Here is a 23138-nt window from a genome sequence, read left to right as displayed (position 1 = left end):
AAACTAAATATTAAATAACATTGATGATGAGAAAACTATTTGTTGTAATCTGTTTTTTACTGATAAATAATGGCATGCTAAGCGCCCAAAGTAAGGACGGAAAAATGAGCCAATTGATTGACGAGCAATTTAAATTTGCTGATCAACAATACAAGGTGCTTGCCAAAAATGTACCTGCAGATGTAATGCCTAAAACCTATTACGAAAACACAGGTAAAGTAGAAACAAGTGATACCAAATGGTGGTGTAGTGGTTTTTTTCCTGGTACGCTGCTTTATATCTATGAGTATACAAAAGATGCTGACATTCTGAAGGAGGCTAAAGGACGTCTTTCTATTTTAGAAAAGGAAAAGCATTATACAGGTAATCACGATCTGGGTTTTATGATGTATTGCAGTTTTGGTAATGCTTACCGAATCCTGAAAGATCCTTCGTATAAAAAGACAATAGATACAGCCGCAGAATCTTTGTCAACACGCTTCCATCCCGAGGCCGGTGTGATCCAATCCTGGAATTCCAGCAAAAAAATGGCTGGTCCTGTTATTATAGATAACATGATGAACCTTGAGTTGTTAAGCTGGGTAAGTGACCATGGAGGTGATAAAAAGTACAAAGAGATTGCAGTTAGACATGCAAATTCCACCATTAAAAATCATTTCAGACCAGATTTTAGTTCCTATCATGTTATTGATTATGACATGAAAACAGGTAAAATTTTACAAAAAATAACCGCGCAGGGAGCTGCAGATTCATCTGCATGGAGCAGGGGACAGGCTTGGGGCTTATATGGTTACACCATGATGTATCGTTTTACTAAAAACAAACAATATTTAAATCAGGCAAAAAATATTGCCAAATTTATGTTAAATGATCGCAATATGCCTGCAGACATGATTCCTTACTGGGATTATGATGCTCCGGGAATACCAAATGCGCTTCGTGATGCCTCTGCGGGTGCGGTTATGGCTTCGGCATTATTGGAGCTCGCTCAGTATTCAGATAAAAAGGAAGGTAAACAATATGTGAGCGCCGCTGAAACAGCATTAAAAACGTTAGCCTCTGATGCTTATCGTGCAAAATTGGGTGAGAATGGGGGATTTCTGTTAAAACATAGCGTAGGTTCAATACCGCATAAATCCGAAGTTGATGTTCCGTTGACCTATGCAGATTACTATTTCTTAGAGGCATTACATCGCTATAAAAACTGGTATTTATAAAAATATTAATAAAAAAGATAAAACATGCAAACACATTTTGAAAGCCGATACGCTCTTAGTCCAAATGAAACAAAGCAAATGGTCACCGCGGATCTGCGTAAAAATTTTTTAATCCCCGAGATATTCGAGGCCGACCATATACATTTTACTTTGTCTCATTACGATCGCTATATAGCCGGAGGAATAATGCCCGTAAATGAAACTATACAACTTTCAAATCCTGATAGTTTAAAAGCTGAATACTTTTTAGAAAGAAGAGAGCTAGGGATTATTAACGTAGGTGGTAAAGGTACTGTTGTGGCCGACGGAGTTAATTATGATCTGGATTTTAAAGAAGCGCTTTATATTGGTAAGGAGACTAGAAATGTAACATTTGCATCTGCCGATAAAAAGAAGCCTGCAAAATTTTATATTAATTCTGCACCGGCCCATCATAAATATCCAAGTAAAAAGGTTTCAAAAGCTGAGGCAGAAATTGTTGAGCTCGGAAGTCCTGAAACAGCAAATCACCGCGTTATAAATAAACTATTGGTGAATAGTGTTTTGCCTACTTGTCAATTACAAATGGGTATGACTGAGTTAAAGAGTGGAAGCGTTTGGAACACTATGCCTGCACATACTCATGACCGTAGGATGGAGGTTTATTTTTACTTTGAAGTACCGCAAGGACAAAGTGTTTGCCATTTTATGGGCGAACCACAGGAAACCAGACACATCTGGATGCAAAATGAGCAGGCCGTGATTTCGCCTAACTGGTCTATACACTCAGGAGCGGGTACAAGTAATTATACGTTTATCTGGGGTATGGCAGGTGAAAATCTTGACTATGGAGATATGGATCATTGTGCAATTAATGAGCTTAAATAATAAAGAGATTATGAGAAAAGTATTTGCTTTATTATTGTTACTGCCCGGAGCATCATTCTTTGTACAGGCACAAACCAATGTGGTGAAAACAACCATTATAGTGAGTAATTCATCTGATATAGCGCGGGTAGGTGAGGTATTGTCTATTAACTGGGCTACCATTATCACAAAATATCCCGGTATTGATACTGCGAATTTCAAAGTATTAGATGCAGCTACCAAAAAAGAAATTCCTTTTCAGTTGGAACACAAAGGAGAAGTAGCTATACAGAATTTACTGGTACAAATTAACGTTAAAGCAAAAGGGACTGCTAAACTCCTAATAGTTGCAGGCAAACCTGCTGCTATAACTAAAAAGACATATGGTCGCTATGTCCCTGAACGCTATGATGACTTTGCGTGGGAGAACGATAAAGTTGCTAACCGCATGTACGGTAAAGCATTAGAAACTAGAAAGGACAATGCCTTTGGAATAGACATTTGGGTTAAAAGATCAAGTAAGCTGGTAATTAATGATTGGTACAAAACTGGTGATTACCATACAGATCATGGTGATGGAATGGATTATTATAGTGTAGGATTAACTTTAGGGGCAGGTGATATTGCTCCTTATGTTAATGATTCAGTTTACTATTCTAAAAATTATCATAACTGGAAGGTATTGGATAATGGGCCTTTGCGTACCTCATTTCAGTTAGGTTATGATGAGTGGAATGTGGCAGGTAAACTGGTAAAAGTAGTAAAAACAATATCTCTGGATGCAGGCTCTCACTTTAACCGTATACAAGCTGATTACACTTATTCAGACGGAGCGGATCTTCCTGCGGTAATAGGGATAGTTAAAAGAGCTGAGCCAGGGGTTATCCTAATGGATGAAAAACAAGGCATAATGGGTTACTGGGAGCCAGAGCATGGTGCAGATGGAATTACCGGGGTAGCAACGATTATTCCAGGTGGAAAGGTAAAAATGAATACCGATAAGGTTCATTTGCTAACCCATACTTTGGTTAAAGGCAAAGAGCCGGTTGTTTACTATAATGGCTCTGCATGGAGCAAGGGAAATGAAATTACTACTGCAAATGAATGGTTTAAACATCTGGACACTTTTAATCAGAAATTAAATCAACCGTTGAAGGTTAATGTTCAATAATAAATGATGTTTTAAAAAAGCACTAATCGTCATCTCTCCTGGCGCCGAGATGACGAGGTACTCTCTTAACAAAGAAAAAATGGCGATACTTGATTTATTTAATTTAAAAGGAAAAACGGCTTTAGTTACAGGGTGCAAAAGAGGTATAGGTAAGGCTATGGCAGAGGCCCTTGCAGAGGCAGGAGCCGACATTATTGGCGTATCCGCCAATTTAGAGCTATCAGGAAGTGATGTAGAAAAATCTATAACCTCGCTTGGCAGGAAATTCTACGCATATCAATGCGATTTTAGCAATCGCAATTCACTTAAACTATTTATTGATCAGGTAAAAAGAGATCACCCGATAATAGATATTCTTGTAAATAATGCAGGAACAATTTTAAGAAAACCTATATCCGAACATCCTGATGAGTATTGGGATGAAGTGGTCGCCGTAAATCAATCAGCTCCTTTTATCCTTACCAGGGAAATTGGAAAAGAAATGGTTTTGCGTGGACAAGGAAAGGTAATTTTTACAGCTTCTCTGCTAACGTTTCAAGGTGGCATTACCGTGCCTGGTTATGCAGCCAGTAAAGGGGCAATTGGCCAGTTAACAAAAGCTTTTGCTAATGAATGGGCAGCTAAAGGGGTAAATGTAAATGCAATAGCACCCGGATATATTTCAACCGATAATACAACTGCACTGAGAGCTGATGAGAACCGTAGTCGCTCTATTATGGAGCGTATTCCTGCAGGGCGATGGGGTGAACCAGAAGATTTTAAAGGTCCAATAGTTTTTCTGGCTACAGAGGCCTCATCTTATATGCACGGCACCGTGATGACAGTAGATGGGGGATGGATGGGCAGATAATGGTATAAAATAATTGAGTAAATGAATTTAAAAAGATTAATACTGGTTTGTAGTTTGCTGATTGGTTATCAAATCACAAATGCTCAGGAAGTATGTCCGATTATCCCTCAGCCAGTAAAGTTTGCTAAAACCGATGGCTCTTTTGTGCTCACTGGGCATACTCCTATACTTGCAGAATCTGAACTTTTAAAATCGGTGGCTCATTATCTTCAACAAGAATTACTGAAAGAGCAGGGTCTACCCTTAAGTGTTGCCAATACATCAAAAGAACCTGGGGTAAAATTAGTACTTACATCAAAAAAGAGCTCAGACATATACACTTTGGAAATCAATTCAAAAGGAGTTGCAATAACAGCTAGTGATGCTGAAGGGGCTTTCTATGGGGTTGTGTCGTTGCTGCAGATTGCCAGACAGTCGAAAAATTTAAAAGGTTCACTTTCGTTAGAAGGATGGAAGATACAGGATAGTCCTTTATACAAATGGCGAGGTTTGATGCTTGATGAATCAAGACATTTCTTTGGTGTAGCAAAAGTTAAATCTATTCTGGATTGGATGGCTTTCTATAAATTGAATCGTTTCCACTGGCACCTTACCGATGAGCCTGCATGGCGTATTGAAATTAAAAAATATCCGGGGCTGGCTCTAATTGGTGGCATTGGTGATTTTTTGAATGGAACTTTACCCTCACAGTATTATACGCAAGAACAGGTGAAGGAAGTAGTCGCTTATGCAGCCCAGAGATTTATTACTGTTATTCCAGAGATAGATATGCCGGGACATGCTTCTGCAGCGAACCGCGCATATCCAGAATTTAGTGGAGGTGGGTCTGAAGGACATCCTGAATTCACATTCAACCCTGGTAAAGAAGGTACTTATCAATATCTTTCAAATATCCTGCGCGAAACCAATGCATTATTTCCTTCAGGAATGATTCACCTTGGGGGCGATGAGGTAAGCTATGGCAATCAGCAATGGTCTACAAATGCGGATATTAAAACGCTAATGCAAAGTAAAGGACTGGCAAATGTTAAAGAAGTAGAAAAATACTTCATGAAACGTATGGCAGATTCGGTATACAGTATGAATGCGAAATTACTTGTGTGGGATGAGATGGCGGAAGTTGATCTCCCTAAAGACAAGACAATTATCTTCTGGTGGAGACATGATAAACCTGATATGCTAAATCTATCTCTTAAAAAGGGTTATGAAACCGTGTTGTGTCCGAGATTGCCATTTTATTTTGATTTTGTTCAGGATAGCACCCATAATTACGGCCGCAAATGGAGCAATAAATTATACAATGCATTAGAAAGCGTTTATTCTTTTTCTCAGGATAATTACTTAGATGGTTCAGTAAGTAAAAAACAGATCTTGGGCATACAAGCTGATCTATGGACAGAGACGATTCAAAGCGATCAACGATTAGATTACCTGTTGTTTCCGCGAATAACTGCACTTGCAGAAGCCGCATGGAGTAAAAACGCAAAGGATTTCCAAGCATTTATGCAGCGTTTAAAAAAGCATATGCCGCTGTTTCAGCAAGCATCAATTTATTATTATGATCCATTTAATCCTGCAAAGAATCCTGAACCTGTTAGAATAGGGACAGGGGTTAAGCGTTTTGATACTGGATTGTAAAGGTTTGCTTCTAAACTAAAAGAGCTTATCTCAATTTATTAGATAAGCTCTTTTAGTTTAATATAATGTGTTTATCACTTTAGTTTGTAGCGGTAAAATTAGTAGAACTTATCACCGTTTGTCCATTCGAAATCACAGTTATTTTCATTGTGCCAGGATTTAAATTGGAAGGTACGGCTACAGTGATTGTGTTTTCGGTGATGCTTGTAATCGGTGCTTCAATAGTGCCGAATTTAACAACAGTGCTATAATAATTCTGCGCAAAGCCCTCACCTTTAATCGTTACAATGGATCCAGCAACGGCAGATGTTGGTGTAAAAGAAGTAATAGCGGGTCCAAGCATTTTAAATTCTTTAGCTATTGTATATTTTTTTCCGGCAAATTCCAGATAAAGTTTTACATTCCCCGCATTAATTCCTCCTGGAACGGCTATTTTTAAATTTGTTGCGGAAGTAGCGGCGCCAGAAGAAGGTATAGTTCCAAAGTAAACATAATAACTCTGATCTTTAATAAAATTTCCTGTAATATCTATTTCCATACCAGGAGCACCTGATGCAGGCGAAAAATTAGTAAATGCATAAGAAAGGACTTTAAGCTTCTTAGGTGCGGTTACCGTATTTGGACCTGATTTAAAGGTAATTGTATAATCACCTGCTGACAAGCTTTCAGGAACGATCATAGTAAAACCACCTTGATAATCAGGAAAAACTTGCGCATCCGTGCTTCCAATAGTAGCAGTAGGCATCCCTTGATTATGTTCGAAATTGCCTGGGAAATTATTACCGGAAATTGCAACTGAAGTTCCGGGTAAAGTGACCGCTGGATTCAGGCCAGTTATTACTGGAGGAGTAACTGTAAACTCGCCTGGTAAAACAAATTTTTTATCGGCTAATCTTACTGAAACTTCTGATTTCACCTCAACAGTAGAAGGCACGGATATTTGAGGGATGCTTCCATATAAGGTATTTACCTGTATGTTTCCAAAAAATATACTAAAAGTACTTGGGTAATTATAGTAGTCAGGAAGATTGTCACCCGTAAAAGTAACCAGTGTACCTATTGGTCCTGATTTTGGAGAAAAATCTTTAACATTGGCGTATATAGTAAAACCATTTGAAACTGAAACCTTCTGTCCGCTAATGCTTACTTCTATACTAAGCTGATTACCATGTCTTGCTTGAATCCCTTGAGGTATCTCAGCTACAATTTCTGTATCGGAAGTAGATAGTACTTTGGCCTTTATGTTATTAAAGGTAACTTCAATTGCGCTATCGGATTCTATATAGAATTTTCCGGTAATCTTAACCTGATCTCCCACTTTTCCGGAATTTGGACTAACATTCCCAGCCTGTTGAGTAGGTAGGTTTATTTGTATAGTTTTCCCTAATGCAGTTCCTTTTTCATCTGTTATATAAGCCCTGACAAAAAGGGTTGATTGATAATATGGACTATTTAGGCTAAGGTTACGGACTTCCTTTGTAAATTCTCCTTGAGGTACATCTTTACCTAAAGAAACTTTTGTTCCTTTTACATCACTAACATCTGATGTTGTACTGTATATAAAACCGTAGTCAGAAGGATTAAAATTACCTTTACTAACAATGTTGCCAATAAAGGTTGCAGCGTTTGGCGCCAGTGCAGTCGCTGATAACGTTTGAATTTCCGGACCGGTAAGATTGTCTTTTTTGCAGCTTTGAAACTGAAGTAAAGAAATTAAAGTAATCGCTATTAGTAATATATTCTTTTTCATATCGAGTTCCGTATTAAAATGAATAGCCAATACGGACGCCATTTATTAGTGTAGGGCCAAATGTTGATGCAGATTTCTTTCCTGTATCGTTGAAGTTGGTAGTCGGTTGCCCTGTGCCAGTATTTTGTCCCGTAACTGTGGTTCGAATATTTTTATATTCAGTTTTTGATAAGTTAAAATTGAACTCATAACCAAAAAAGAAATCTTTGGCAATATAAAAATCAAAGCCTGTAATTAGATTGATGCCATATCGAGTGTATGCATTTTCTTGAAGTTGAGTGTAATAGCTCTGATTGTTTGGTAAATAGATTGTCTCGAGCCAGCCATTTTTAATGGATGTAGAAACGCCATTGTCCTTAATTTCCTGATTTGCAGATTTACTGCTTACCGAAATATCTGCAGCGATGTAGGGGGATAAGCGCCTGGTGCCTTTGAAATGTTTTTCAACACCGAAATTAAGTCCAATTAAAGTGCTTTTTCTTTCATTTTTAACAAAAATACCCTGTGGCCCGTAGGGATTATTTACGTTTGCGGTTGAATCCTTTTGACTTGCGTGAAAACCTAGTCTTAAAGCAATGTCGGGGCTAATAAAATATCTTACCTTAATCTGATTAAGAGAGTTGTTTAAGCTTAAGTTTCCTTTAAAGGGATTGAAATTAAGTTCTGTAACTATTGCACCTGTAGTTGGCTTTAGAGATTGGGTAGTTTTATCAACAGTTGTGTAAGATAGATCAGTTATAACTGTGTCAGTTTTAACTTTTGGCGTTTGGGCATAGCATGCCGTTGTAGCAATTGCAAGCGCAATTGAAAAGAGCGTTTTCTTCATGTCGTTAATTTTTACGCAAAAGTATAAAACAATTTGCTCAATATTATTTTCTGGCGCTATTTAATTTAATTGTAAACTTTTAGGGCCTAAGCCCAATATTTGCAAAACTGTTGCGTAGTATCAATATTAATCGTATTTTTGCCCGGCAAATAGTAACTCATAAATTATTTGCTATGCAACTCGATCCCAATAAATTTATCGCCGAAGGACTAACATACGATGACGTATTATTAGTACCAGCTTACTCTGAAGTTCTGCCACGTGACGTGGATACAGGGAGTTTCCTTACAAAAAAAATACGTATTAATGTTCCTGTAGTTTCTGCTGCAATGGATACTGTAACTGAATCTGGATTGGCTATTGCCATTGCCCAGGCTGGTGGTATCGGTATGCTTCACAAAAACATGAGCATCGAGCGTCAGGCAGAGGAGGTAAGAAAAGTAAAACGCTCAGAAAGCGGAATGATCCAGGATCCAGTTACCTTAAGTAAAGATGCTAAAGTTGCGGATGCCTTCCAGATCATGAAAGAATTTAAAATAGGTGGAATTCCTGTTATAGATTCAGATGGTAAATTGGTTGGTATAATTACCAATAGAGATTTGCGCTTCCAAAAAGATATGCAACGTAAAGTTTCTGAAGTGATGACTAGCGAAAACCTGATCACTGCTGCAGAGGGTACAACTCTTTTACAGGCAGAGGAAATTTTACAGGATTATAAAATTGAAAAACTTCCTGTAATTGATAAAGAAGGTAAACTAGCAGGATTAATCACTTTTAAGGACATTCAAAAATATAAAAACTATCCTAAAGCTTGTAAAGACGAACGCGGCAGATTACGTGTAGGTGCTGCAGTAGGTGTAGCTGCTGATAACATTGATCGTGTTGCTGCACTGGTACAAGCAGGAGTTGATGTAGTTACAGTTGATACTGCTCACGGTCACTCTAAAGGTGTTATCGATATGGTTAAGGCCATTAAAGCTAAGTTCCCCGACTTACAGGTTATTGCAGGTAATATTGCTACAGCGGAAGCTGCAAGAGCTTTGGCAGCTGCCGGAGCTGATGCAGTAAAAGTGGGTATTGGTCCAGGTTCTATCTGTACTACCAGAATCATTGCTGGTGTTGGTGTACCACAGTTATATGCAGTTTTTGAATGTGCTCAGGCATTAATTGGCACAGGAATTCCTGTAATTGCTGATGGTGGTATCAAACAAACAGGAGATATTGTTAAAGCTATAGCAGCCGGAGCTAGCTCTATTATGGCAGGATCTTTATTCGCCGGAGTAGAGGAGTCGCCAGGTGAAACCATCATTTACGAAGGACGTAAGTTTAAATCTTACCGTGGTATGGGCTCTGTTGAAGCAATGCAACAAGGATCAAAAGACCGTTACTTCCAGGATGAGGAAGATGTAGTTACCAAATTGGTGCCGGAAGGTATTGTTGGTCGCGTACCTTATAAAGGAACATTGGCCGAGGTGATTTATCAATATGTAGGAGGCTTAAGAGCAGGTATGCACTATTGTGGTGCTGCAACTATTGAAGATTTACAGAAAGCTAAATTTGTACGCATTACAGCTGCCGGAATGAGAGAGAGTCATCCTCATGATATTTCAATCACTAAAGAAGCTCCAAATTATTCACGTTAATAATTTGGATTAAATAATTCAAAAAAGGGCCTGAATCAGTGATGATTCAGGCCCTTTTTTGCGTTAAAACAGACTACTTTACCAGAGTCTAAGTTGAGTATGATATGTGGTAGGAGTTATAGAAACTCATCTGGGCCCAATTCCCAGGTCCAGGGTTTTTTAAAGCTCGAAAAATTACGCAGCGTTTTAAATGTTAAATTCTGTTCAATAATCTCGTTTCCTGAATCCTTATTATTGATTTTACCAATAGTAATAATGCGTTTCTTGTTTACAAAATCATACTTTTTACTATTCATATCACCAGATCCGCTATGATAAGAGTAATTGCTTGCCTTGGTAAGCTGCCAATCTTTATCCTGATATTTAAAGCTGTAATTAAGTTTCCATCTCCAATTTGCGCCTCCTTCAAAAGCGAGGTTGAGTACATTATCTGCGATAACCAAAGGACGGAGGGGATCACCCATTGAGCCACCTTCTTCTGATCTTAAAATAAAATTGTTGTTTTGGGTAACTAATTTGTAATTTCTGCCCGATTTAAAATAGACTGCCAGCATCCTGGGTCTTTGGATTTCGGTGATAAGTTCTGTTGTATTATCTCCATACGCCCTGTTTTCTTTAACAGCAGCGTAAAACTCATAAATCAAGGCCAGATCTTCAACTTTATCATTATTCAAATCTCCGTACACAGAATCTATAACCTTCCATTGAGCTGGTATAAGTGATTTTATGGTTTTTCCTTGAGGGTTAAGCACCGGATACTTGAAAGATTGAGCATACGTAGTAGCATAGCCGCAAAATAATAAAAGCGTAATTAGTCCTATTCTCATATTTATATACAACGATTAAATATGATGATTTATTCTAAATATCGGTTTAATAAAAAGCACAAAAGCCGGAATCCTCCGGCTTTTGTGTGTATTAGCTATATATGTATCGTGATTTATTGAACCACTTTACCGTCTTTGTCGATCTTAAGAGATCCTGTTTCTTCTCCTTTTTTAACATTGATCAAGTAATACTCCGATTTGTCTGCGTTAACAACAAGGAATGCTGCAGTTGGAGTCCATTCTTTTGCTGGTTCAGCTTGTAAAGTTTTTTGAACCGGCTCAGGTAGGTCTTTTAATTCAACTGGAGTTTTTGTAGTACTATCTTGTCTTACAGCAACTTCTACTGAGTTTTTAATGTCGCTTGCTTTTACTGTTGTTAATCCTGCTACTGCTAAAAATGCTGCTGATAAAATGATCTTTTTCATAATACTTATTTTAAATTTCAATTAATATTCTTGTTAATTATGTTTAGACTATGCTACATAATAGTGCCTAAGTATATGTTTTTTGGCACCAGTCTGATTTTCAGTGGTTTATTTTATTGGCGGTTTCGGAAAGCTGTGGAGTTCCTCTACAGATTGTTGAATATTTCTATCTTTGTATAAAAAAAGACCATGTCAATTACATCAGACGAAGAACTTTCAGGAATGCAACAGATCAGTAATGCGGTAGCAGAAACCCTTAAACAAATGAGGGAACATGCTGCTCCAGGTATGACAGCTAAAGAATTGGATGATTTTGGAGGAGCAATTTTAAGCGCCTTAGGCGCAAAATCGGCACCTAAGCTGACTTATGACTTCCCTGGATGGACGTGCATAAGCGTGAATAATGAGATTGCTCATGGTATTCCTACAGAAAATAAAGTTTTTAAAGAAGGCGATATCATTAATATTGATGTATCTGCCGAGTTAAATGGCTTTTGGGCTGACAATGGTGGTTCTTTTATTTTAGGGGAAGATATAAATGAGCTTCAGCCGCTTGTAGATGCATCAAAACAAATATTGCGTAAAGCCATAGATCAGATAAAAGGAGGAGTAAAGATTGCAGATATCGGTAGATTGATTGAAACAGAGGCCCGTAAATCTGGATATAAGGTGATAAAAAACCTTGCCGGACATGGAGTAGGTAGAAGTTTACACGAAGAACCGCATGAGATCTTGAACTGTTATGATAGATTTAATACTACACGCTTCAGAAAGAATTCTATTGTAGCTATTGAAACATTTATTGCCACCGCTTCAACTTATGCTGACCAGGAAAAGGATGGATGGACATTGGTTGGTAATAAAGGTGGCTATGTCGCGCAACATGAACATACTATAATGGTTACAGATGGTAAGCCGGTTATCCTTACTGCCGTAAATAATATTTGGGAATAACAAGGATACAGCGCAAACTAAAATGGTTGCGCTGTATGTTAGCCATTAGCTGGTAGTTCCAGCATCAATTGTAATTATTGAGCCTGTGGTGTAGCCACTGTCGGGGTTTGCTAAATAAGCTACCACATCTGCTATATGCTCTGGTTTGCCATATTTTTTTATTGCCATTAAGCTTCGCTGAAAGTCTGCATGTTCTGAGGTCTCAGGGTTCATATCTGTATTTATAGGACCCGGTTGTATCAGATTAACAGTAATTTCTCTCGGGCCCAAATCACGCGACAGGCCTTTTGTAAGTCCACTTAGGGCAGATTTGCTCATTGCATATAATGTGCCCTGGGCAGCAGGTACTTTATCAGCCATATTACTTCCTATGGTTATGATCCTACCCGAGTTTTCCATCTTTTTCGCAGCAATTAGACAGGCCTCCACTACAGCTTTTACGTTTACTGCCATAGTGATGTCATAATCAGCGAGGGTATGTTCTTCAAATGGTTTCCCAATGTAAACACCTGCGCTGTTAACTAAAATATCTAATTTCCCAAAAGTTGTAATTGCCTCTTGTATTGCGGCTGTTATTTCTCCTTCAATAGCGTTATCTGCTTTAACTGCCAAAACTTTTGAACCTATTTCTGTTAGCTCATTAACTAATGCGTCTGCTTTTTCTTTCCCATTTACATATGTGAAAGCGACAGTTGTACCTTCTTTTGCAAGTCTTTTTACAATTGCAGCTCCTATACCACGACTTCCACCTGTTACTACTGCTACTTTGTTTTTCAAATGTTCCATATCTGTTTTCTGTAATAAATATTAGTTTAAATACTTATTGCAAAGGTATATTTGTACTTTTACAATTGTATGTACTGATAAAATTGTATAGTACTAACATAAATGTAAGTAATGAGAAAAGAGAGCTCTACAAACCTTGAAAACGAGGTGCAGATAAATGCTAGTTGTGGTATGGCCTATACTTTAGACTTAATTGGCGGTCGTTGGAAGCCCACTATATTGTGGCGTCTGTTAAATTGTGGAAGTTTAAGGTATAGTAAACTTCGTAAATCAATGCCTAATATTTCCGAGAGGATATTGATTTTACAGCTTAGAGAACTGGAAAATGATGGTTTGGTAAGTAGAATGATCTTCCCTGAGGTTCCGCCCAGGGTAGAATATAAGCTTACAGAGTTAGGATTGCGGCTTGAGCCGGTTCTCCGGTTATTGTCCGACTGGGGGGATGCTAACCGCCCTACAGGGGATTAGAACTTACACCTTCGAAAGTGATTTTGATAGGTTTGATCAGTCCGTTTTCATCGAATTCCATTTTATCTATGCAGGTAACCCTATGATTACCATTGGTTTCTCCTAATGGACGACGGTGGTATATAATGTAATAATCACCAGTTTTTGGATTCTTGATTACAGAATGATGACCTGCGCCGGTAGCGATAGATGGATCTTGCTTTAAGATCTTATCTATACGTTTAAATGGACCCAAAGGTGAATCTGATATGGCGTAAGCTACTGAATAATCCGGACCGGTCCATCCACCTTCAGACCACATGAAATAATACTTTCCATCTTTGATAAACATAAAAGCTCCCTCAACATATCCCTTAGGCGTTACCTCTTTATAAGTTGTTCCATCAGGGAACGGCACAATGCTTTTAAAATCATCACTTAATTTTACAACGTTGCAATGAGACCAGCCACCATAAAATAGATAGTATTGTCCGTCTTTATCTTTAAAAACATATTGATCAATTGGTTGTGCACCATTATGAAATTTATCGATCAGTGGTTTTCCTATAAGATCTTTAAATGGGCCGTTCGGTTTATCTGAAACGGCAACACCTATACCACCAATTTCATTATCATTTTGAATGTCATTAGCACCAAAAAAGAGATAATATTTATTTCCTTTTTTAGTAATTGACGGTGCCCATACAGCTTTTTTAGCCCATTTAACATTGCTTGTATCAAGAATGTGCGGATGTTTTTTCCAGGTAACAAGATCTTTGGAACTATAGGCGTCCATAAATGTCTGTTCTTCATATTTGGCAGAAAAGGTTGGGTAAACCCAATATTCTTTGCCGAATATAGCTCCCTCAGGATCGGCATACCAACCTGGAAATATTGGATTTCCAGAAGTCTCTTTTGATTTTTTTTGTGCGGATAGGGAAAGTGCTATGAACGAAAGGCAGAGCAAAAGTTGATACTTCTTCATTTTTAATGTGTTTGGATCGTATAATGTGTTTAAACTTAATTAAAGCCTAAGGTATTGTTTTATATCTTTTTTCACTAATACTCTATTAAATCCATAGATTTTATTTGTTTTTAACAAAAATGCAATTACATTTGCGTTGAATTGATAAGAAACAAAACCAAACAATGAAAAGAATTTTACACTTAAAAAAAGAAATTGCGCTCTGCAGTCTAAATCGATTGAGATTTTCTTCTCACTGTTGTTGCTGTTCCATGCAATAGCATTTCAAGCTATAAAGAAATAATAAAGACAGGATTAGAATCCTGCCTTTATCAAAGCATTCAGTACGCAACGCCAATCACTTACTGAAATGCCAACTCGTTTCAACCAATAGAATTTAATTAATTAAAACTTTTTAAAGTTATGCAAAATTTTAAAAAGGGTAAGCATTTATATAGTGCTTATTCCTTGTTAAAAAAGACACTGCTATTGAAGAGCAGTATCGTGGTAATGATCTTTTTACCGCTCATTTCCTTCTCCCAAACTCAACCTCTTATTAATTCTACTCTTAAAGGTCAAATTATTGACGCTGTAACAAAGCTTGGAATCCCTGGGGTAAGTATCCACATTACCGGTACTACACATGTTGTCCAGACAGACAAAAATGGAAAGTTCGATTTTGTTACCGGTCAGAAATTCCCTTATACTTTAGAAATTACTTATGTAGGCTACGAAAAAAAACAGGTTGTGGCCAATGGAAGCCCAATCCTGGTAGAATTAAAAGAGAGTGCAAGTCAGCTAAATGACGTTGTAGTTGTTGGGTATGGTGCCCAAACGCGTAAAAGTGTTGTAGGCGCTATTGTTAAGGTAAATGCTGCCGAAACGAAGCAGATTCCTGTAGCCAGTTTTGATGCCCAGTTACAAGGTAGGGCGGCAGGTGTCCAGGTGGGAACTTACTCAGGTTCTCCGGGAGAAGGTGTAAAAGTACAGGTGCGAGGTACCGCTTCTATTAACGCGAGTAACGAGCCATTATATGTTATTGATGGTGTATTTGTGAATAACAACTCTTTGTCGACTCTTGATTTGGGTGGGAAAAAAACATCGCCCCTGGCGGATATCAATCCCGCGGATATTGAAAGCATTGAAGTACTGAAAGATGCAAGTGCTATTGCAATTTATGGTTCTCGTGGAGCCAATGGAGTTATTTTAGTAACCACTAAAAGAGGAGAGTACCTTTTAGGTAAAACAAAATATAATTTAGAGATATCACATGGCTGGCAAAAGGCAGATCCTGATCGATTATGGGAACTCACTACCGGTCCGGAGCACGCCATGTTGGTTAATGAACAGTGGGTAAATTCAGGTAAAGACAAGCCTAGCCTAAATCAAACCTACGAGAATCGTCCATTCAGACCAGTAACAGATGTTATTAATGGTGTTCCAGGAAGAGGTAACCCAGAAGATCAGCAAACTTATGATCGATTAAGCAGGGTTTTCAGGACTGCGCAGGTTAAGAATTATGACCTCAGTATTCAAGGTGGAAGTGAGAAGATCCGTTATAATATAGGTGCCGGTTATACCGATCAGGAAGGGATATTAAAGCCAGCTGATTTTCAGCGTGGAAGTTTTAAGCTAAATCTTGATAGCAAGCTGAATGATAAAGTTACCCTTAGTTCAAGTAATGGTGTTTACAGAACATTCAGACAGCAAGTTAGAGGTGGCGCCGGTCAGCAGGCCGGACATTTACTTGCCGCATTGCATCACCCGACTTATTTACCTTTATACAACGCAGATGGAACGCCAGCCAGAGGTTCTATTTATGAAAATATTGATAATCTTGTAAATACTGATATTACCAATATCTCAACCACAAGCATTCGGTATATAGGTAATCAGTTTATAGAAGTTAATATTTTACCCGGTCTTAAGTTTAAATCTTCAATTGGTTTAGATTACGATAACTATAATGAACGTGAGTTCTTTAACGATCAAACAATTATTGGTGGCAGCCCCAATCCATTGGGTTATAGAAAAGAGGTGTTTACTACCAGCACAATTATTCAGAATGAACAAACATTATCCTATGTAAAGGCACTTAATTCGAGACAAAATATTACTGTTTTAATTGGAAATAGTATTCAGAGTACCGATGTTAAGGTAGCTCAGGAAGTAGGGCAGGGTTTCCCAAATAATTTCTTTCAGCAAATCTCTGCTGCTTCTGTAAGAACAGCAGATCAGAGAAGATCGAAGTCTACACTTGCTTCATTTTTTGGTAGGCTGAACTACAGTCTCGATAACAAATATTTTCTTGAAGGCGTAATCAGAGCTGATGGTTCATCTAAATTTGGTGCCAATAATCGCTGGGGATTCTTTCCAGGTATAGGCGCTTCATGGAGGATCAAACAGGAAGCCTTTCTACAAAATTCAGAAACCATATCTGAATTCAAGCTTAGGCTAAGTGCCGGTTCTGCCGGGAATCAAAATGGTATTAATGACTATGCCGCATTGGGTTTATGGTCTGGCTCGGCGGCGTATCCTGATAACCTGACAAGCGGACCTAAACCTGGCGTAGCACCTGCTCAATTAAAAAATCCTGACTTGAAATGGGAAAAAACCACTACCTACAACGCAGGAATTGATTTGGGTTTATTTAAGGATAGGTTGTTTCTGAATTTTGATGCTTACTACAAATACACCACAGATGCTTTGCTTTATTTGCCTGTGCCACAGTCAACAGGGTATTCAAGCACATTAGCTAATGCCGGTGAAGTAAGTAATAAGGGAATTGAGCTGGCAATAACCGGAACAATTATTAAATCTAAGGACTTTGAATGGTCAGCAAATTTTAACATTTCAAGAAATGTAAACCGCGCGGAGAAACTGGTTAGCCCCATCACCTTTGAAGCCAGAGAGTATAGAAGAACACAGGAAGGGGCTGCACTGGGAAGTTTCTGGTTATACAAACAGCTATATGTTGACCCTACAACCGGAGATGCTATATTTCAGCATGCCGATGGAACCACAGGAACTACTGTGACCACGGCAGATCGTCAGCTGATGGGTAATCTCATTCCTGATTTCTTTGGAGGTTTTTCTAATAATATCAGCTATAAAGGATTTGATTTTAACGTATTGTTTACTTACCAATATGGCAATAAAGTATTCAATTTTAACAAATACATTTTGGAAGGTGGGGGCACAAGAGATGCCTCCAGATCGATTTTAAAGAGCCAACTGAACAGGTGGCAAAAAGAAGGAGATATAACCAATACTCCTCGAGTTACCAGTGTGGGTAATAATTACAACATCGAACAGAACAGCAGATATCTGGAGGATGGATCTTTTATCAGACTTAAAGCGGCCTCTTTAGGTTATACTTTGCCTGCATCAGTAACTTCTAAAGTAAGGTTGGGCAAAGTAAGGCTGTATGTTTTGGGAACTAACCTTTGGCTTAAAACAAAATATTCAGGTGCTGATCCGGAAAGTTCGGGTAGTGCAGGCCAGAATCTCGACGGTTTGGATACAGCCACACCACCACAACCAAGAGGAATTCAGTTTGGAGCCAACATTTCATTTTAATACTAGAATCATGAATACTAAAAATAAAACACTCCTATTTTTATTGCTGATCAGTTCATCACTGTTCTCCTGCAAAAAATATTTAGAAGTTTCACCATACGATACCATACCCGATGAAACTACGATCTACGATAGATCATCAGCAGAAGCTGCAGTAAGAGGCGCTTACCGCGGATTGGCAAGTCTTAATTATGGAAGCGCTTTCCAGAATACAATACTTCAATCGGGTGGAGACATTAAATCACTAAACAATGCCCAAACGGATTTGAATGTAATCAATTATGATCTGCGGTCAGATATTGCATTCTTATCTACCTATTGGGGGAACTTCTACAACACCATTAACCGCACCAATCATATTATTGAAAAGGTGCCCCTGGTAACAGATAATAAGCTTGGTAATGATCTTAAAAATCAGCTGTTAGGTGAGGCTTATGCCATTAGGGCCTTATCTTATTTTGATCTTGCCCGGGTGTTTGGCAATGTGCAGATATTTTTAACACCAACTAATGTGGTGGCTGATAAACTAGGCGTTAAGCAAAGTACACAGGCGGAAGTGTTTGCTCAGGTACTCGAAGATTTAAACAAGGCAGAACCCTTGCTGCCTACTACTATTGTGAGGAACAGGATAACCAGGTCTACAGCAGTTGCATTGAGAGCCAGACTTTATCTATATCAGAAAAAATATACTGAGGCCGAAGCCGATATCAATACTGTTTTGGCAAATCCCGGGTATAAATTGATTAAACCTTTTAATCTTGCTGCGGGAACATCAGAGTCTGTATTAGAACTTTCTTACAGTGTAAATGATGTTAATGCGGGTTACGCTCAATGGAATACCAGTAACAGGGCACTTGAACCAAAAGCAGTAATTCACAATCTTTTGAATGATCCTGCTGTTGGTGGTGATCGTAAAATCCTTTCTGTGAAAAATGCTGCAGGACAATTTATTGGTGGTATTTATCCCACTAACACTTCTGCTGGATACATTATCAGAACGGCAGAATTATTTCTTAACAGGGCCGAAGCACGTGTACTTAAAACAGTACCTGATTTAAGCGGTGCAATTGCAGATATAAATGCGGTAAGGGTTAGGTCGAGCGTGCCTGAAATAAGCGCAAGTCTGAATAAGGATGAAGTATTGTTAGCTATAGAAAATGAGAGGCGTGTAGAGTTTGCCCTGGAACCTTTCAGGTGGTTTGATTTGGTCAGAACAGGTAGAGCCCCTGCAGTCCTGAACCTGAACGATCCTAATAAATACATTTTTCCAATACCGGCAGGAGAGATCATTGCCGATCCATCACTTGTTCAGAACCCGGGTTACGGCAGAAATTAAAGTTTTAACATCATTAAAATATATTTGTTATGAGCAAAATAACAACCAACACAAACAATGAATCACGGGAGTGGAAACCCTGGGAAAAGAATTTGTTCCGGTTCTTCTTTATCTTTCTCGTGATACAGATTATTCCTATAGACTGGAAGTTCTACAAAGAGCTATTCTCTATCAATTGGCTTCACCTCCATTTTCACGATCTGTTTAAGTTAACTAAGTACCAACCTCAGTTTTTTTCTGACAATCAAATTGCTGAATGGGGTATTGGAGGTTTTGCAAACTGGGTAGTATTTATCGTTATTGCAGCCGTAGGTGCTGTCATTTGGGGTAAAGCAGATGCCCAAAGAAAGGAATATACCAAGTTATATTACTGGTTAAGGGTATTGGTGAGATATCGCCTTGCGTTTGTACTGGTTACTTATGGCTTTATTAAATTTTTTCCGTTGCAGATGCCATATCCTTCGTTAAGTAATCTGCTGACTAATTATGGAGATTATTTTGCCTGGAAAATATATTTCCAAACGGTAGGCATAGCACCTAAGTACGAATCTTTTTTAGGTTTTGTTGAAATACTTGCTGCCTTCTTGCTTTTTAACAGGAAGACAGTCACGTTTGGTGTAGGACTAATATTCGGTTTTTTAGGGAATGTAGCGGTAGCAAATGGATTTTATGATATAGGTGAGCAGGCGCTAAGTACTTTTATTGTGCTCTTAGCAACTTTCTTATTTGTATACGATATCCCCAGATTATATGATCTGCTCATTAAAGAAACACCGGCTTATGCCAATAAATTTATTCCAAAATTTACGGATAGTCGTTTAAGAAATGCGCGGAAAGGATTAAAAATAGCATTTCTGGCCTTTGTTGTACTCTTTGCATATAAGGCTTATGATAATTACACAAATGATCCTTATAAAATACCTCATACACCAGGTTTAAGTAAAGCATTTGGGTATTATAATGTAAAGGAGTTTGTATTAAATAAAGATACTATACCATACTCCAAAACTGATCCGAACAGATGGCAGGATGTGGTTTTCGAAAAATGGTCGACACTAACGATTAAAGTGAATCGCCCCGTTAAAATAGACTTGTCGAGCGGCGAAGAAGTTCATGAAAAAGATATTGATAGAAACTATGAACTGGCAGGATATGCCGGTCGCCACTATTTCTACTATGATGCCGATACTGTAAACCATACGCTTTCATTACAGAATAAGAACAAAAATCAACGGAATGAAAAGCTTCAGCTCAAGTATGAGCGGCCAAATGATTCCACAATAGTACTGTCGGGTATTAACGAAAACAGAGATTCGATACATGTGGTTCTTGCCAAAATAAATAAGAAGTATATGATGTTCGAGGGTCGCCGTAAACCTGTAAAAATCTAGTTGTCACTTAAAAGAAATTAAAATGTCCACATTAGAGATAAACCTGGATGCTCCTGCAGAAGCAGCAGCAGCAGACAAACAAGAGCAGGAAGTAGTTAAAGAATCGCCTAAAACCGGCAAATGGAAGAACTATCAGAAAATAGCATTTCGGATAGGCTTTTTGTATATGCTTTTTTTGTGTATTCCCACTTATCCAAAGTTTTATGAAGAGCTTTTCGCTTTAAAGTTTTCGGAGATCACTTATCATGATTTTCAAGCCATAGTAGCGTTCTGGCCCCCACAGATTGTAACCATAGAATCAGAAGAAGGGGTGTTTGGGTTATTAAATTATATTAATTTGATTCTGCTATTTGCAGGATCTATTGTTGGAGGATTGATCTGGACAGCTTTTGATAAGAAATCCACAGAATATAGTAAGCTTTATTATTGGATCAGGGTACTTGCTCGTTATCGCCTGGCATATGGGATGATTGGATGGGGATTAAAGAAAGCTTTTCCGATGCAAATGGTTTTTCCTACAGTTGGGATGCTAAATACGCCATTTATCGATATGGCGGAGAAGAAGTTATACTGGTCGCATGTTGGTGTTTCTTTCTGGTATACTGTATTTCTTGGATTCGCCGAAATCCTTCCCGGACTGTTGTTGTTAAATAGAAAAACTTCTCCTTTGGGAGCGGCACTAGCGGCTGTGGTAACATTTAACATCTGTATTGCCAACCATGCTTATGATGCTGGTGTAGCAGTTCCTGCGGCTTATTTTGCCATTATTGGTATATTTATAGTGTGGTACGATTTACCTAAAATCTGGAATCTGCTGGTAAATGAAAAAGACATCTTACCTTACCGTTATCAGCCGGTTATCTCCGAAAAATGGCAGCGCAATCTCGCCGCAGGTGTAAAATGGACTTTTAATTTCTTGTTTGTTCCGGTTGCGGCTGGTTTGTGGGCATATGGTTTTTTTAACGGAAACAATTATAACATCCCGAGTACTCCCGGATTAGCGGGAGCAAAAGGCTATTATAACGTAACAGAATACAGGTTAAATAACAAGGTAGTTCCTTATACCCCTCAAGACTCCATACGCTGGCAAGATGCAACATTTGAAGGTTGGTCGTCATTAAGCTATAAAACCAATCGTGGGGCCATTGCCGACCGCATGATTGGTTATTCTCCGCTCCGTGTAAAGAATGATAAAAAGAATAATAGACTTAATCAGGTAAATACTCAAGATTCTGATCAGTTAGACAAGCTAAAGAAAAACCGTGACCTGGGGGTAACCAGATGGGAGGTTGGTGGTATGGCCGGTGAACGCAGGTACTTTTTCTATAAAGCAGATACAGTAAACCATATCCTTTATTTGCAGAACAAAAACAAGAATCACAAAGAAGAAACGCAAGTGTTGCACTACAGCAGGCCCACGGCAAATAGAATTATTCTTAACGGAATTAATGAATTTAGAGATTCTATTTATGTAGTCTTAGACAGATCTGATAAAAAGTATCCTTTGGTTGAAGGCCGATATAGTTCAGTAAAGGAATATTAAACCTTAAATTCAATGAGTAATAAAATAGTTATAGCCGGAGGAACGGGTTTTTTAGGATCTGCAATAATAAAAGCTTTTCCTGATTATGAAATTGTGTTGCTGACCAGAACGATAAGGAAGAATGAACAGAATATCAGATATATACTTTGGGATGCCAAAAACATAGGCAATTGGACTAAGGAACTGGAAGGCAGCAAGGCTATAATTAATCTGGTAGGGAGATCTGTAAACTGCCGTTACACAGATGCTAATAAACAGGAAATCATTGACTCGAGAGTGGATGCAACACTAATTATTGGAAAGGCAATAGGAGAATTGAACAAACCGCCTGAAGTATGGGTTAATGCGGGATCTGCAGCTATTTTTGGGAATTCTGGTGATGAAGTGAAAGTTGAAGATTCACCTACAGGAAGTGGTTTTTCTCCGGAAGTTTGTAAGGCCTGGGAGAAAGCTTTCGATAGATATGATACTCCGAAAACGCGAAAAGTGTTTTTAAGAATAGGAATGGTTTTGCAACAAAATGGTGGCATTTTAAAACCATTCCTGAATATGGCTAAGTTTGGACTAGGCGGCAAAATAGGCACAGGTAACCAATACATGACCTGGATACATGAGCAGGATTTTACGGATCTGATTAGATATACGATCTTAGATGCTGATTTTAAAGGAATTGTTCATGCAGCCAGCCCTTTTCCGGTAACTAATAAAGAATTTATGAAAACGATCAGACAGTCTGTTAACATTCCCTTTGGGTTACCAAACCCTGCTATATTTATTAAAATAGGTGCTGTTTTTATTGGTACAGAGGCAGAACTTGTCCTTTCAGGAAGAAGAGTGGTATCGTCAGTTTTGGAAAAGAATGGATTTAAATTCAAATATCCCTACCTTCACGATGCAGTAACAAGGTTGTTAAACGAAAATAAATTATCATTAAGTAAGAAATAG

General features: G+C 38.3%; 19 protein-coding genes. 13 read left to right on the top strand and 6 right to left on the bottom strand.

Going from position 1 to position 23138, the window contains the following annotated elements:
• Positions 1-23 precede the first annotated feature (23 nt).
• The 5 genes from HQN86_RS26255 (at position 24) to HQN86_RS26235 (ending at position 5722) form a co-directional block, all read left to right on the top strand.
• The gene (locus tag HQN86_RS26255) at positions 24-1217 is read left to right on the top strand and encodes a glycoside hydrolase family 88 protein (protein WP_172663792.1); all 1194 of its coding nucleotides are present in this window, start codon (positions 24-26) and stop codon (positions 1215-1217) included.
• 24 nt (positions 1218-1241) lie between these two features.
• On the top strand, positions 1242-2084 hold the full coding sequence (kduI, locus tag HQN86_RS26250; protein WP_172663791.1) for a 5-dehydro-4-deoxy-D-glucuronate isomerase: 843 nt from the start codon (positions 1242-1244) through the stop codon (positions 2082-2084).
• Between the two features lie 10 nt (positions 2085-2094).
• Positions 2095-3234 carry a DUF4861 family protein gene (locus HQN86_RS26245; RefSeq protein ID WP_172663790.1) on the top strand — a complete coding sequence of 380 codons (1140 nt, stop codon included), beginning with the start codon at positions 2095-2097 and terminating at the stop codon, positions 3232-3234.
• 79 nt (positions 3235-3313) lie between these two features.
• Positions 3314-4084, top strand: a complete 771-nt coding sequence (locus tag HQN86_RS26240; RefSeq protein ID WP_216854523.1) for an SDR family oxidoreductase — start codon at positions 3314-3316, stop codon at positions 4082-4084.
• A 21-nt stretch (positions 4085-4105) separates the two neighbouring features.
• Positions 4106-5722 carry a beta-N-acetylhexosaminidase gene (locus HQN86_RS26235; RefSeq protein ID WP_172663789.1) on the top strand — a complete coding sequence of 539 codons (1617 nt, stop codon included), beginning with the start codon at positions 4106-4108 and terminating at the stop codon, positions 5720-5722.
• Between the two features lie 79 nt (positions 5723-5801).
• Here the strand turns inward: HQN86_RS26235 and HQN86_RS26230 are convergent, their stop codons facing one another.
• Together HQN86_RS26230 and HQN86_RS26225 are read right to left on the bottom strand one after the other, a co-directional pair.
• Positions 5802-7472 (bottom strand): IPT/TIG domain-containing protein, encoded by a 1671-nt coding sequence (locus HQN86_RS26230; RefSeq protein ID WP_172663788.1) that lies wholly within the window; start codon positions 7470-7472, stop codon positions 5802-5804.
• Between the two features lie 13 nt (positions 7473-7485).
• The gene (locus tag HQN86_RS26225; protein WP_172663787.1) at positions 7486-8298 is read right to left on the bottom strand and encodes a hypothetical protein; all 813 of its coding nucleotides are present in this window, start codon (positions 8296-8298) and stop codon (positions 7486-7488) included.
• Between the two features lie 173 nt (positions 8299-8471).
• Between HQN86_RS26225 and guaB the strand changes: the two genes are divergently transcribed.
• Positions 8472-9941: an IMP dehydrogenase gene (gene guaB / locus HQN86_RS26220; RefSeq protein WP_068887433.1), complete on the top strand. Its 1470-nt coding sequence runs from the start codon at positions 8472-8474 to the stop codon at positions 9939-9941.
• Positions 9942-10057: 116 nt separating this feature from the next.
• On the opposite strand, the gene HQN86_RS26215 is transcribed toward guaB, so the two are convergent.
• Positions 10058-10768, bottom strand: coding sequence for a hypothetical protein (locus HQN86_RS26215; RefSeq protein ID WP_172663786.1), 711 nt, complete (start codon positions 10766-10768; stop codon positions 10058-10060).
• Between the two features lie 113 nt (positions 10769-10881).
• Positions 10882-11193 carry a hypothetical protein gene (locus HQN86_RS26210; protein ID WP_048904544.1) on the bottom strand — a complete coding sequence of 104 codons (312 nt, stop codon included), beginning with the start codon at positions 11191-11193 and terminating at the stop codon, positions 10882-10884.
• A 189-nt stretch (positions 11194-11382) separates the two neighbouring features.
• Between HQN86_RS26210 and map the strand changes: the two genes are divergently transcribed.
• Positions 11383-12147 (top strand): type I methionyl aminopeptidase, encoded by a 765-nt coding sequence (map, locus tag HQN86_RS26205; protein ID WP_172663785.1) that lies wholly within the window; start codon positions 11383-11385, stop codon positions 12145-12147.
• Between the two features lie 45 nt (positions 12148-12192).
• On the opposite strand, the gene HQN86_RS26200 is transcribed toward map, so the two are convergent.
• On the bottom strand, positions 12193-12933 hold the full coding sequence (locus tag HQN86_RS26200) for an SDR family NAD(P)-dependent oxidoreductase (RefSeq protein ID WP_172663784.1): 741 nt from the start codon (positions 12931-12933) through the stop codon (positions 12193-12195).
• A 111-nt stretch (positions 12934-13044) separates the two neighbouring features.
• Here HQN86_RS26200 and HQN86_RS26195 point away from each other — a divergent pair, with 111 nt between their 5' ends.
• Positions 13045-13401, top strand: coding sequence for a winged helix-turn-helix transcriptional regulator (locus HQN86_RS26195; RefSeq protein WP_172663783.1), 357 nt, complete (start codon positions 13045-13047; stop codon positions 13399-13401).
• Here the strand turns inward: HQN86_RS26195 and HQN86_RS26190 are convergent.
• The gene (locus HQN86_RS26190; RefSeq protein ID WP_172663782.1) at positions 13388-14365 is read right to left on the bottom strand and encodes a glycoside hydrolase family 43 protein; all 978 of its coding nucleotides are present in this window, start codon (positions 14363-14365) and stop codon (positions 13388-13390) included. The two genes, HQN86_RS26195 and HQN86_RS26190, sit on opposite strands and share 14 nt — an antisense overlap.
• A 402-nt stretch (positions 14366-14767) precedes the next feature.
• Here HQN86_RS26190 and HQN86_RS26185 point away from each other — a divergent pair, with 402 nt between their 5' ends.
• The 5 genes from HQN86_RS26185 to HQN86_RS26165 are packed head-to-tail and all read left to right on the top strand — an operon-like array spanning position 14768 to position 23138.
• Positions 14768-17923 (top strand): SusC/RagA family TonB-linked outer membrane protein, encoded by a 3156-nt coding sequence (locus HQN86_RS26185; protein ID WP_172663781.1) that lies wholly within the window; start codon positions 14768-14770, stop codon positions 17921-17923.
• Positions 17924-17933: 10 nt separating this feature from the next.
• Positions 17934-19259: a RagB/SusD family nutrient uptake outer membrane protein gene (locus tag HQN86_RS26180; protein ID WP_172663780.1), complete on the top strand. Its 1326-nt coding sequence runs from the start codon at positions 17934-17936 to the stop codon at positions 19257-19259.
• 29 nt (positions 19260-19288) lie between these two features.
• Positions 19289-20650: a DoxX family protein gene (locus tag HQN86_RS26175; protein WP_172663779.1), complete on the top strand. Its 1362-nt coding sequence runs from the start codon at positions 19289-19291 to the stop codon at positions 20648-20650.
• A 22-nt stretch (positions 20651-20672) separates the two neighbouring features.
• Positions 20673-22193: a DoxX family protein gene (locus HQN86_RS26170; RefSeq protein WP_172663778.1), complete on the top strand. Its 1521-nt coding sequence runs from the start codon at positions 20673-20675 to the stop codon at positions 22191-22193.
• Positions 22194-22205: 12 nt separating this feature from the next.
• Positions 22206-23138: a TIGR01777 family oxidoreductase gene (locus HQN86_RS26165; RefSeq protein WP_172663777.1), complete on the top strand. Its 933-nt coding sequence runs from the start codon at positions 22206-22208 to the stop codon at positions 23136-23138.

Source organism: Pedobacter panaciterrae, assembly GCF_013204795.1.
GTDB classification, from domain to species: Bacteria; Bacteroidota; Bacteroidia; order Sphingobacteriales; family Sphingobacteriaceae; genus Pedobacter; species Pedobacter panaciterrae.
This window is presented reverse-complemented; position numbering and strand designations above follow the sequence as displayed.

What these genes read in the sequence shown, in the direction of transcription:
- HQN86_RS26255 (WP_172663792.1), top strand. Translation starts at nt 24, where the DNA reads ATGATGAGAAAACTATTTGTTGTAATCTGTTTTTTACTGATAAATAAT.
- kduI (WP_172663791.1), top strand. Translation starts at nt 1,242, where the DNA reads ATGCAAACACATTTTGAAAGCCGATACGCTCTTAGTCCAAATGAAACA.
- HQN86_RS26245 (WP_172663790.1), top strand. Translation starts at nt 2,095, where the DNA reads ATGAGAAAAGTATTTGCTTTATTATTGTTACTGCCCGGAGCATCATTC.
- HQN86_RS26240 (WP_216854523.1), top strand. Translation starts at nt 3,314, where the DNA reads ATGGCGATACTTGATTTATTTAATTTAAAAGGAAAAACGGCTTTAGTT.
- HQN86_RS26235 (WP_172663789.1), top strand. Translation starts at nt 4,106, where the DNA reads ATGAATTTAAAAAGATTAATACTGGTTTGTAGTTTGCTGATTGGTTAT.
- HQN86_RS26230 (WP_172663788.1), bottom strand. Translation starts at nt 7,472, where the DNA reads ATGAAAAAGAATATATTACTAATAGCGATTACTTTAATTTCTTTACTT.
- HQN86_RS26225 (WP_172663787.1), bottom strand. Translation starts at nt 8,298, where the DNA reads ATGAAGAAAACGCTCTTTTCAATTGCGCTTGCAATTGCTACAACGGCA.
- guaB (WP_068887433.1), top strand. Translation starts at nt 8,472, where the DNA reads ATGCAACTCGATCCCAATAAATTTATCGCCGAAGGACTAACATACGAT.
- HQN86_RS26215 (WP_172663786.1), bottom strand. Translation starts at nt 10,768, where the DNA reads ATGAGAATAGGACTAATTACGCTTTTATTATTTTGCGGCTATGCTACT.
- HQN86_RS26210 (WP_048904544.1), bottom strand. Translation starts at nt 11,193, where the DNA reads ATGAAAAAGATCATTTTATCAGCAGCATTTTTAGCAGTAGCAGGATTA.
- map (WP_172663785.1), top strand. Translation starts at nt 11,383, where the DNA reads ATGTCAATTACATCAGACGAAGAACTTTCAGGAATGCAACAGATCAGT.
- HQN86_RS26200 (WP_172663784.1), bottom strand. Translation starts at nt 12,933, where the DNA reads ATGGAACATTTGAAAAACAAAGTAGCAGTAGTAACAGGTGGAAGTCGT.
- HQN86_RS26195 (WP_172663783.1), top strand. Translation starts at nt 13,045, where the DNA reads ATGAGAAAAGAGAGCTCTACAAACCTTGAAAACGAGGTGCAGATAAAT.
- HQN86_RS26190 (WP_172663782.1), bottom strand. Translation starts at nt 14,365, where the DNA reads ATGAAGAAGTATCAACTTTTGCTCTGCCTTTCGTTCATAGCACTTTCC.
- HQN86_RS26185 (WP_172663781.1), top strand. Translation starts at nt 14,768, where the DNA reads ATGCAAAATTTTAAAAAGGGTAAGCATTTATATAGTGCTTATTCCTTG.
- HQN86_RS26180 (WP_172663780.1), top strand. Translation starts at nt 17,934, where the DNA reads ATGAATACTAAAAATAAAACACTCCTATTTTTATTGCTGATCAGTTCA.
- HQN86_RS26175 (WP_172663779.1), top strand. Translation starts at nt 19,289, where the DNA reads ATGAGCAAAATAACAACCAACACAAACAATGAATCACGGGAGTGGAAA.
- HQN86_RS26170 (WP_172663778.1), top strand. Translation starts at nt 20,673, where the DNA reads ATGTCCACATTAGAGATAAACCTGGATGCTCCTGCAGAAGCAGCAGCA.
- HQN86_RS26165 (WP_172663777.1), top strand. Translation starts at nt 22,206, where the DNA reads ATGAGTAATAAAATAGTTATAGCCGGAGGAACGGGTTTTTTAGGATCT.